An 11,267-nucleotide genomic window follows, 5' to 3' on the forward strand; every position below is an offset into this window, starting at 1 on the left:
CGCCGTAAGCACTGCTGTAAAGGAGAATCATCATGAGAACGATCGGATTTTCGGTCTATCCGGCCCACGCAAGGCTGGAAGAAAATTTAGCTTATATCGACAAGGCGAACCGGTATGGATTTAAACGGGTATTCACCTGCCTGCTCTCGGTGGAAGGGGATAAGGAAAAAATCATTGACGAGTTCAAAAAAACGATCGCGCACGCAAATCAGTATGGAATGAAGGTCATTGCGGACATCAACCCCTCCGTTTTTCAGTACCTGGAAGTGGATTATAACGATCTGCGGATTTTTAAGGACATGGGGCTTTACGGAATCCGCCTGGACAACGGATTTACGGGTTATGAGGAATCGGTGATGTCCTATAATGATCTTGGATTGAAAATTGAACTGAATATGAGCGCGGGGACGAAATATATCGACAATATCTTCAGCTACCAGCCGAACGCCGATAATCTTTTAGGCTGCCATAACTTCTATCCCCACAGGTATTCCGGGCTTGGATATCGGCATTTTATGAACTGCAACGAGCAGTTTAAGAGCTTCCGTATCCGTACCGCGGCATTTGTTTCTTCGAGCAGCGCAAGCTTTGGTCCGTGGCCTGTAAACGAGGGCCTTTGCACGCTGGAGGAACACAGGGGACTTCCCATCCAGGCGCAGGCAAAGCACTTGTTCTCCACCGATTTGATCGACGACGTCATCATCGCCAATGCCTTTGCGTCCGACGAAGAACTGGAAGCCGTCGGCCGGGTCGATCCCTATCAGCTGACTCTGAAAATCCGGCCTGCGGAGGGGATCTCCGATCTTGAACGGGATATCATCTTTAACAAGCCCCATTTTAACAGGGGCGACATATCGGAATATATGATCCGGTCAAGCAAAAGCAGGGTAAAGGACGGAAGCGGATTCAAGCCCCATAACACAAGGGACATCCGGCGGGGCGATATTACTATCGATAATATGCTCTATAAAAACTATACCGGGGAATTGCAGATTGCCCTCAAAGATATGAAGAACTCCGGGAGCACCAATGTCGTCGGGCGGATAGCAGAGGAAGAGCTGTTTCTAATCGACTGCATAAAGCCCTGGCAGCGATTCGCCTTTACCGAATAAATAACCATCCTGCCGCTCCGCGGCACATCCGGCCCGAAAATGAGCAAACGAAAAGAGAAAATGTATGTTCACAATGGATAAAATTTATCACGCCGAAGCGGTTCTGAAGGACGTCGTCCACAGAACGGAATTAATCTATGCGCCGCACATCAATCACGAAAGCGAAGTTTACCTGAAACCGGAAAACCTGCAAAGAACGGGCTCCTTTAAAGTGCGCGGCGCGTATTATAAAATTTCACAGCTGTCCGAGGCGGAACGTGCAAAGGGCGTGATCGCCTGCTCCGCGGGAAATCACGCGCAGGGCGTGGCCTTTGCCGCGGAAAAAAGAGGGATTCCGTCTCTGATCTGCATTCCGGAGGGAGCGCCGATTTCAAAGATCGAAGCGACCAAAAGCTACGGCGCGAAGGTGTGCCTTGTAAAAGGCGTGTACGACGATGCCTTTCAGAAAGCGTGCGAGCTGCAAAAAGAAAGCGGGGCAGTCCTGATCCATCCGTTTAACGACCCCGATGTCATTGCGGGACAGGGGACCATCGGGCTGGAAATATTAAATGAGCTGCCCGATGCCGACGCGGTGATTGTTCCGGTGGGCGGCGGCGGACTGATCTCCGGAATTGCTTTTGCCGTTAAAACATTAAAACCGGACTGTAAGGTATATGGGGTGCAGGCCAGCGGCGCGCCCGGAATGCTGAAATCCGTTGAGAACAGGAAACTGGAGCCACTCGCCGGCGTTTCCACCTTTGCGGACGGGATCGCTGTCAAATGTCCGGGAGACCTGACTTATGAGTTCTGCCGCAAATATGTGGATAAAATTGTGACGGTAACGGATGACGAAACGGCAATGGCTGTTCTTGCGCTGATTGAGCAGCATAAGCTGATTGCCGAAGGAGCCGGCGCGGTTTCCGTTGCGGCGGCTATGTTCAACAAGATTGATATCAAAGGGAAAAAGACGGTTTGTCTGCTTTCGGGAGGAAATATCGACGTGACCATCCTTTCCAGAGTCATCAGCCGCGGCCTTCAGAAGGCGGGACGCCTGGGCGAGCTGGTCCTGAAAACGGCGGACAGACCCGGACAGATCAAGGAGGTGACCGCCATTATTGCCGACCTGGGCGCAAACGTGGTCAGCATCCACCACGACCGGAGCCGGGAGGATATCAGCGTGGACGCCTGTACTTTGAGCATCAGGATGGAGACAAAGGACAGCGGCCATTTGGCGGAAATCCGTCAGGCAATCACCAAAGCGGGTTATTTGCTTATCCATTAGGGATTCCTTCGCGCGGATCACTGGTTAAAAAGGCGGGCACCATTTTCGGGTGCTCGCCTTTTTGCGCTGTGTTTTTACCAGCTATTTCCATACGCCGTTCAGGCGGGGGATTGGGGATAGGAAGAAAGTTCCGGTCCGCAGGAGGCCGAGTCTCTATTTCACAGGAATTTTACCTTTTTCTAACGCTATCAATACCTTAGCGCTAATATACTGTAATCGAGAGGGTGAGTGGTATGAACACGTCTTCGCACATTCTGATGGGCAAATTTTTGTCCGAATATGTAGAAACACATTACAAGATTCACTTGGATCGGAAAAGCTTTCTTCTGGGCAATGTTCTGCCGGATTACTGTCCGTCCTTCCTGATTCGGCCGCATTACCTGAAAAACAATGCCGTGCACGTGCGGCATATCCTCCGGCTTCTTCTGTCGCGGCACTCTTCTGTATGCAATGACAAACGATCTTCCCGCCTTTTGGGAATCCTCTGCCATTTCTATGCGGATTTTTTTTGTTACGCCCACAGTGACTGCTTCCCGGGGAACCTGTCGGAGCATATTGCCTATGAAAACAGGCTGCACCGCTATTTTACGGAAAATATGGAGAGGCTTTCCTCCATCCGATTTATGGCGCAGGCGGCGCCTGCGCAGGGTGCGGACGGCCTCTACCGGCAGTTTGAGACGCTGCATTCCGGGTACCTTGTGTCGCATCTGTCCTTTGGGAACGATCTGCTGTACGCCATGACGGCCTGCATCGATCTGATCGTCCTAACCTCCGGACGTGCGGCGGCAGAGGAAGGGCAGGCCGAGCCTTGCCGTTTTGACAATCTGAAAGCGGTATAGGCAGGAAAGGGGCGGAAAAGTTGCGGATTGCATTTTTTACGGATACTTTTTACCCGCAGGTCAACGGGGTTTCCAACACGTTGTCCTATTTGAGTCGGTATCTGCAGGCCAGAAAGATCGAGCACGTCTTTTTTGCTCCCGATTACGGCTTCGATTCCGACGAGTGTGCGGGCCTGCCGGTGACGAGGTTTAAAGGCTTTTGCCCGATCATCTATCCGGAGTGCCGGATCGCGTTTGCGCCGCTGGAAAAGATAACCGGCCTTCTTGCGGATTTTGCCCCGGATGTGGTACATATCGTAACCGAACTGAGTATGGGTCTGGTCGGGCTGCGCGCGGCAGAGGCGCTGGGGATTCCGGTCGTGATGTCTTACCATACCAATTTTGACAAATATCTTCATTTTTACCATCTGACCTATTTCAGCCAGGCCCTGTGGCATTATATGAAATGGTTCCACAGCTTTGCGCTGGTGAATCTGTGTCCTTCCCGCGATACGCTGGAATCCATGAAGCGGCGGGGATTTAAAAATCTGGGCATCTGGTCGCGCGGAATCGACCTGGACCGTTTCAGCCCCTCCCATTTTTCGTCGGAGCTGAGAGAACGGCTTGGGGCCCGGGGCAAAACCGTGTTTTTGTACGTCGGGCGGGTTTCGGTGGAAAAGGGCCTCGACGTTTTGATGCAAAGCATCCGCGGCGTCAATGAAACCCACGGCGACCGGGTGCAGTTCTGGATTACCGGAGACGGGCCCTTTTTAAAGGAGATTGCGTCCTTAAAACTGCCGAACGTCGTTTTTACCGGCGAAAAGCGGGGTGCGGAGCTGGCGCAGGTCTATGCCAGCGCGGACGCGTTCGTGTTTCCGTCCGGAACCGAAACCTTCGGGAATGTTTTGCTGGAAGCCATGGCCAGCGGGCTTGCGCCCATCTGTACGGACTCCGGAGGGGTGACGGACTATACGGTACACGGCGAAAATGCGTTCGTATGCCGGTATAGGGATTCCGGCAGCCTCTCGCGGGCCATCCTCGACCTGCTGGACCCCCAGCTGCGCGGTCGGATTCGTCAGCAGGCCCTTCAGACGGCAAAAAGCAGAAGCTGGGATTCCATATTCGACTCCCTGATGCTGCACTACGGATCGGCGGCGCTTTCTCTTCCCGCCCGCCGGCAGGCCGATATCCATAAATCCTGATCGAATTACGGAAACTGATTTTGTACGCCTTGTACGCCGAGTCAGGCAAGGAGAAGGAGACAGCATGAAAATAGCGGTGATAGGAACGGGCTATGTGGGGCTGGTCACGGCCGTTTGTCTGGCGCATTGGGGGCATGAGGTGACCTGCGTCGAGACGGATACGGAAAAGCTTTCCATTCTGAGGGCGGGGCGTTCCCCCATTTTTGAAAAAGGCGTGGAGGAATTGATGCAAACCTGTGCCGAAAAGCTGGCTTACACGGACGACTGCGGCGAAGCGTGCCGCGGCGCGCAGGCCGCCTTTATCTGTGTCGGAACGCCCGAACGCGAGGACGGCTTTGCAGATTTGAAGCAGGTTTTTGCGGTCGCCAAACAGATCGCCGCCTCCGCGTGCGGGGACTGCGTCTGCGTTGTCAAATCCACCGTGCCGATCGGGACCAACCGCAAATTGGAACGGCTATTTTTTTCGGAGGCCAAAAGAGGCATTACGATCGAAGTTGCCTCCAACCCGGAATTTTTATCGCAGGGTACCGCCGTGCGCGATTTTCTGTTCGGTCCGCGGGTCGTCATCGGCGTGGAAAGCACGCATTGCGGGAAAATCCTCAGGAGCATTTACGCCGGTTATCAGGGACAAATCATCGTGACCGACCGGCAGACGGCTGAAATGATCAAGTATGCGTCCAATGACTTCCTGGCCCTGAAAATCTCCTATATCAACGAAATCGCCAATCTGTGCGAGATCGTGGGGGCGGACGTGGAAACGGTCGCGCGCGGGATGGGGGCGGACAGCCGCATCGGAAAGAATTTTCTGCGCGCGGGCATCGGCTACGGAGGGTCCTGCTTCCCGAAGGATACCAAGGCGCTCCACTGGCTGGCCAAATACTACGATTATGAGATCAAGACGATCAAGGCCGCGATCGAAGTGAACGAAAACCAGAAGATCCGGCTGATTAAAAAGGCCCGCCGGTATTATCAGAACCTGGAAGGATTGTCGGTCGCCGTTTTGGGGCTCACCTTCAAGCCGGATACGGACGACCTGAGAGACGCGCCGTCTCTGCAGAATATTGCCGTTCTGCTGCAGGAGGGGGCGGATGTCCGCGTGTGGGACCCCTCCGGGTATGAACGCATCAAAAGGCTGTATCCTCATCAGATCACCTGCTGCGGCACGATCGGGGAAGCGATTCAGGATGCGCATCTCTGCCTGATTCTGACGGAGTGGGAGCAGGTTCGGAATTTTAATCCCGCCGGATACGCGGAGCACATGAAAAGGCCGGTCGTGATCGACGGGCGCAACTGCTACAGCCCGGCTGCCGTTCAGGGTGCGGGCATCGTCTATGACTCTGTCGGCAGGCCCCGCGTTCTGCCGGAAAGCTGGGCGGATCAAACGGGCCGCGTGCTTTATCTGCCGGTCGATTCCCGAAGAGCTGCGCCGGATTTCCATACATTCCATGAGGCCTAACACAGATTCTGCTTAGAGTATGATAAACGGACCCTACACGGACCCAGCCTCTTCAAAGGCGGCCTTTCCGTAACCGGTTCGTTTTTTTATTTTCCCTCTTGAAAAGAGAATGGGAAAGTCATATAATGATGGGGCAAAGTGACTTGCCAGTCATGTGACTGAACAGTCACTACGGCTAACAAATGAAAAGGGAGGGATTTGATGCCGAAACAGACTTTCTTCAATCTTCCTGCGGAGAAACGCAAGTGGATTCTGAACGTCGCCGTAAAAGAGTTCGCGGAGCAGGGCTATAAAGGCGCCAATATCTCCAGAATGGTGCAGGAGGCCGGGATTGCGAAAGGCAGCTTCTACCAGTATTTCGAGGATAAGGACGATCTTTATCTTTATATTGTCACCATCATTGCCGGGAAGAAGCTTGCGGTCTACGAAAGGGAAAAAGGGCGGCTGGAGGATTTATCCCTCACCGGATTTCTGAGGATGATTTCCCATCAGATGTTTCGGGACTTTACGGAGAACCCCGAGCTGCTGCGCATCGGGGCGGATTTCGTACAACTTGAGGGAGAACCGGTGCATCAGAAAATCATGAAACTCTATCCCGACATCACCAGTTCGTTTTATGTCCCTTTTATTGAACACGAGATCGGGCAGGGTGAGATTTCGGGGAAGGTAAATCCGCGCTTGCTCAATTTTATTCTGATCAGCCTGGGAATGTATCTTTCTTATTACTTGAAAACGACGAACGCCGAAACGATTCATGAGGAACTTATCGATCAGATTCTTGACGATATGGAATATATCCTGAAGAACGGCATTTATACCGATAAGGGGAAATCAATGTGAGCAGATGCTCTGATTTGGAGGGGGAATCCTGAGCTTGGACACGATTTTGCAGGTCAAGGGCCTGACAAAGGAATATCATATGGGCGAAGTGACGGTACATGCGCTGCAGGGTGTGGATTTCACCGTGGGCGAAGGGGAATTCGTCGTAATCCTCGGACCTTCCGGTTCCGGGAAAAGTACGATTTTAAACATTATGGGTGGAATCGACGTCCCTACGGCGGGTCAGGTGCTTTACCGCGGGCAGGACATCAGCGGCTATAACCAGAAGCGTCTTACAAATTACCGCCGGAACGCCGTCGGGTTCGTATTCCAGTTCTATAATCTCATGCAGAATCTTACCGCGCTGGAGAATATCACCCTGGCTTCGGAAATGGCGGCGCATCCGATCGACCCGCGCAAGCTGCTTGCCCAGATCGATATGGCGGAGCGCGGCGGGCATTTTCCGTCGCAGCTTTCCGGCGGGCAGCAGCAGCGCGTGGCGATTGCCCGCGCGATCGCCAAAAATCCCGATATTTTGCTTTGCGACGAACCGACCGGCGCGCTGGACGTATCCACCGGAATTCAGGTGCTTCATCTGCTGAAGGATTTCAACGAAAGCTACCGCAAGACGGTGGTCATCATTACGCACAACGCCGGAATCGCCGAAGTCGCCGACCGGGTCCTGATTGTAAAGGACGGGCGGATCGCCGGCGACCGGAGCAACCCCAACCCGGTTGCGCCCGAGGAGGTGGCATGGTGACACTTTGGAAGCAGGCCGTCCGGGGCGTGTGGCGCGGCCGAAAATCCTATTTTGCCTGTATCGTGCTTCTGGCGATGGGGATTATGGTTTATGTTTCCTATCAGCTGCTTTATGTCAATCTTTCCTCCGCACAGAAACAGTTTTACGCGTCGCAGCGGTTTGCGGACGGGTTCGCCTCGGTGGACGCCATCCCGGCCGGCGCCGTAAAGAATCTGTCCGATATCAAAGGGATTTCCCGCATAGACTCCTCCATCACGCTGGACGCCAGGGTGATGGGGCTGAGCGACACCAAAATCGTCACGCTCAGGCTGAATTCCTTTGACCCCGAAGACCCCGAGCGGCTGAACAATTTTGTGCTGGCAAAGGGGACGGTTCCGGAAAGCGGCGGCCTTTTGATCGGGCAAACCTTTGCCGCCGCAAACAAACTTGCGGTCGGAGATACCGTCCGCCTGATCGTGAACGGTCAGGAAATCGAGCGTCAGATTACAGGCATTGCCCAAAGCCCGGAATACGTTTACGTCATCCCGGACACGGGCCAGCTCCTTCCCGACGACAGTGCGTTCGGGTTCGCCTTTGTCCCGGCGGCCGATCTGGAAACGCTGGGCAGCGGCCGGGGGATTGCCAACCGTCTGTCCTTCCTTCTGGAAAAGGGGGCTACCTTCCGGCAGGTGGAGGCCCCGCTGCGCGAAGCGCTGGAACCGTACGGTCTGCGTTCTCTGACCGCGCGGAAGGACCAGCCCAGCCACGCGATGCTGCAGCAGGAAATCGACCAGCTTGGAAGTATGAGCGCCAGCATCCCGACGGTGTTTATCGTGATGGCCGTCCTGATCCTGTACATCATGCTCAAGCGCATGATCGAGCAGGAGCGGATGCAGATCGGGACCCTGAAAGCTTTCGGCTTTTCCAATTGGACCATCGTCCTGCACTACCTGTCCTACGGCGGGGTTACCGGGGCCGTCGGCGGCGTTGCAGGCGTGCTGCTGGGGCTTGTGATGACCGGGGGAATGACGCAGATGTATCTGGATTATTTCAGTTTGCCCGCCATTCAGGTCCCGCCAGACCCGTTTTACATATTGATGGGACTGCTGATTGCCGTCTTGTCGGGGCTGGCCGGCGCGTTTATGGGGGTCAGGGGCGTGCTCAGGCTGGAGCCCGGGGAAGCCATGCGCCCGCCGTCGCCCCCGGTGTTGAAAAGCGATCTTTTCGCGCGGCTCCCGCTTATCCGGAAGCTTCTCACCTCCTACGGGTTTATGGCGTCGCGCAATATTACCCGCAATAAATTCCGCAGCACGTTCGTGCTGGCGGGCATGGCCTTTGCGTTTGCCATCACCGCGTTTATGGCCTCTTACGGCGACATGTTCAAAACACTGATGCTGGACCAGTTCACAAAGGTGGAGGTCTACGACCTGAAAATCACCCTGAAAACGCCCACCGGAGCGGCCGATGCCCTGGAGACGGCTGACGCCCTGAAAGGGGTCGACAGCGCCGAAGCGATTCTGGAGCTTCCGGCTGAGCTCCACCGGGAGCATCTGCAGGAAGCCGTTTCGCTGACCGCGCTTCCCGACGACGCCGGACTTTACCGGATTTATGACGTCGACAGCAAACAGAACCACAGCCCGCCAAAGGAGGGAATCCTGCTCAGCAGCACGTTGGCCAAAAAGCTTCAGGCGAAGCGGGGGGACGTTCTTACCGTGCGCACGCCTTATACCGGCGACAGGGACATTCCGCTTCCGGTAATGGGCGTGGTCCACACGAACTCCGGTTCCTCCGCGTTCGTCAGCCTGAAGGGCATCTGGAACGCGCTGGACATTCCGCCGACGGTCAACAGCATCCTGCTGTCCGCAAAGGACCCGCAGGCGATCAAGGCGGAGCTGACGGACGCGAAAAACGTGGCCGCCATGACCGATCAGGAGGAAGCCAAGGCAAGCTATATGGATATGTTCCGTACTTATTCCTCACTGATGGAAATGATGCAGGGAATCGGGATGATCATCGCTTTCGCTATTATTACCAACACGGCCTCGATTTCCCTTTCCGAGCGGAAGAGGGAATACGCCACCATGCGGGTCCTCGGGATGCATCCGAAGGAAATAGGGAAGGTGGTCAGCTTTGAATACTGGGTGCTGTCGCTCGGCGCGCTGCCCCTGGGCATCCTGCTTACGCGGATGATCAAGCAGGCCATGGCGACTACGATTGACAGCGATCTGTTTACCATGCCTCTCAACACCCCGCTGGGAAGCTATCTTTCGGCGGCGGTCCTCTGTGCGGCGACGGTAGCGCTGTCCAACCGTCTCGCAAGAAGAAGAATATCCAAGTTCGACATGGTCGAAGTTCTCAAGGAAAGGGAGTGAGCCTTTTGAAGAAAATTGTAAAACTGGTACTTCTGCTGCTTGTTGTCCTTGCTGCGGGCGCGGGCGCCTACCTATATAAGACGGCTCCGCTGCAGGTGGAAACAGAGGTGCTCCGCCCGGAAACGGCGACGCTGACTTTTACCGAGCAGGGCGATTATGCCTATGACAATCAATACGACCTGTATCCTCTGGTGTCCGGGGAAATCCTCGGCGTACATGTGAAGAAAGGCCAGACGGTCAAAAAGGGCGACGTGATCGCCGAGGTGTACGACCCCGACTATCCCTATCAGGTTAAACAGCTTCGGAGCAGCATCAGCGGCTACAATGCGCAGATTGCGAATCTGGGGCTTCAGGAGCAGAAGGAGCACGACAACGCCGCCGTAACGCTGGAAACGCTGAAGGGCCAGCTGGCTACCCTGCGCACGGAAATGGCCAAAAGCGGGGACACCACTCACTCCATTGAAAAGCAGATTCAGGTACAGGCAAACGTTGTGGACATGAATCAGCGCAACGCCGATCTGGCGCACGAATATTACAGAGACGTCCGGGATCTCGACGACGAGACGATCCGTACGGCAAAAGAGGCTTATAATCAGGCCAGAAGCATCCTGTACCAAAGCCAGCTCGTTTTGGAGCAGCTCCGGGGCGGGAAGCCCTCCGAGGAGCTGTATCAGGCACAGGAGAGCGCGCTGGAAACCCAGATCGAATCCACGTCGGCGCTGCTGGAAAAAGGATATTCCTCCGGCATGCAGCAGTATTATCAGTCGCAGATCGAAGCGGCAAAGCTGAGCATCGCGCAGATGACGGAAAAAAAGGGCAGGGCGACCATTTACGCACCGGTGGCCGGCGTCATCACCGACCTGCCGGTCCTGAACAAGAACATCGCGGAGCAGCAGGCGCCCGTCGCCAAAATTTCCTCCGAAGAAGTGGTGGAGACTTTTATTCCGGTCAGGGAAATCGACGGGGTAAAGGTGGGCGATCAGGTGGATTTGCTGCTGGATAAACGCATGGGAGAGAAAACGATCAAAGGTCAGGTCCTGAAAATAGAGGGGGAAGCGCAGGTCAAGACGTCCTCCCTCGGCGTAGAAGAGCGCAAGATCCGGGCTCTTATCCAGCCGAAGGAAAACGCGCTGGAAATCGGCTACGATATCGACGTCCGGTTTACCGTGTACACCCGTCAGAACGCTTTGGTCGTGCCCAAAACAGCCATGTTTGAAAAAGATGGGGGCGACTGTGTCTGGATTGTGAAAAACGGGGTTCTGGCGGTGCAGAAGGTGACCAAAGGGGTCGAAACCAGCGACGGCTGTATCATTGAGAAGGGCCTTTCCGCGGGCGACGCGGTGGTCGTCGACGCCGACAACGAAAACCTGGCGCAGGGAAAGCGAGCGCAATCATAAAATTGCTTCCGGCGTCCGATTTCTGTAAAAAGGGGGTTGACAGGAATCAGGATTTGTGGTACTCTCAATAAAATTAAATGAAAAACCGTTG

Annotated in this window: 9 protein-coding genes; all 9 read left to right on the forward strand. The window is 54.9% G+C overall.

Annotated elements, in window-relative coordinates:
* Positions 1–32: 32 nt before the first annotated feature.
* Positions 33–1,112 (forward strand): MupG family TIM beta-alpha barrel fold protein, encoded by a 1,080-nt coding sequence (locus LY85_RS13890; RefSeq protein WP_141827121.1) that lies wholly within the window; start codon positions 33–35, stop codon positions 1,110–1,112.
* Between the two features lie 64 nt (positions 1,113–1,176).
* Positions 1,177–2,373 (forward strand): threonine ammonia-lyase, encoded by a 1,197-nt coding sequence (gene ilvA, locus LY85_RS13895; RefSeq protein ID WP_141827122.1) that lies wholly within the window; start codon positions 1,177–1,179, stop codon positions 2,371–2,373.
* Positions 2,374–2,606: 233 nt separating this feature from the next.
* Positions 2,607–3,212, forward strand: coding sequence for a zinc dependent phospholipase C family protein (locus LY85_RS13900; RefSeq protein ID WP_141827123.1), 606 nt, complete (start codon positions 2,607–2,609; stop codon positions 3,210–3,212).
* Positions 3,213–3,232: 20 nt separating this feature from the next.
* On the forward strand, positions 3,233–4,393 hold the full coding sequence (locus LY85_RS13905; protein WP_141827124.1) for a glycosyltransferase family 1 protein: 1,161 nt from the start codon (positions 3,233–3,235) through the stop codon (positions 4,391–4,393).
* A gap of 64 nt (positions 4,394–4,457) precedes the next feature.
* On the forward strand, positions 4,458–5,849 hold the full coding sequence (locus tag LY85_RS13910; protein ID WP_141827125.1) for a UDP-glucose/GDP-mannose dehydrogenase family protein: 1,392 nt from the start codon (positions 4,458–4,460) through the stop codon (positions 5,847–5,849).
* Positions 5,850–6,050: 201 nt separating this feature from the next.
* Entirely contained in the window at positions 6,051–6,689 is a 639-nt protein-coding gene (locus tag LY85_RS13915; RefSeq protein ID WP_141827126.1) for a TetR/AcrR family transcriptional regulator, read from the forward strand.
* A 34-nt stretch (positions 6,690–6,723) separates the two neighbouring features.
* Entirely contained in the window at positions 6,724–7,428 is a 705-nt protein-coding gene (locus tag LY85_RS13920; RefSeq protein WP_038322489.1) for an ABC transporter ATP-binding protein, read from the forward strand.
* Positions 7,422–9,779 carry an FtsX-like permease family protein gene (locus tag LY85_RS13925; RefSeq protein WP_141827127.1) on the forward strand — a complete coding sequence of 786 codons (2,358 nt, stop codon included), beginning with the start codon at positions 7,422–7,424 and terminating at the stop codon, positions 9,777–9,779. Before LY85_RS13920 ends, LY85_RS13925 begins: the two co-directional genes overlap by 7 nt.
* A 5-nt stretch (positions 9,780–9,784) precedes the next feature.
* Positions 9,785–11,176, forward strand: a complete 1,392-nt coding sequence (locus LY85_RS13930; RefSeq protein ID WP_141827128.1) for an HlyD family efflux transporter periplasmic adaptor subunit — start codon at positions 9,785–9,787, stop codon at positions 11,174–11,176.
* Positions 11,177–11,267: the final 91 nt, after the last annotated feature.

This window comes from Clostridium sp. KNHs216 (genome assembly GCF_006714885.1).
Classification (GTDB): Bacteria; Bacillota; Clostridia; order Oscillospirales; family Acutalibacteraceae; genus Caproiciproducens.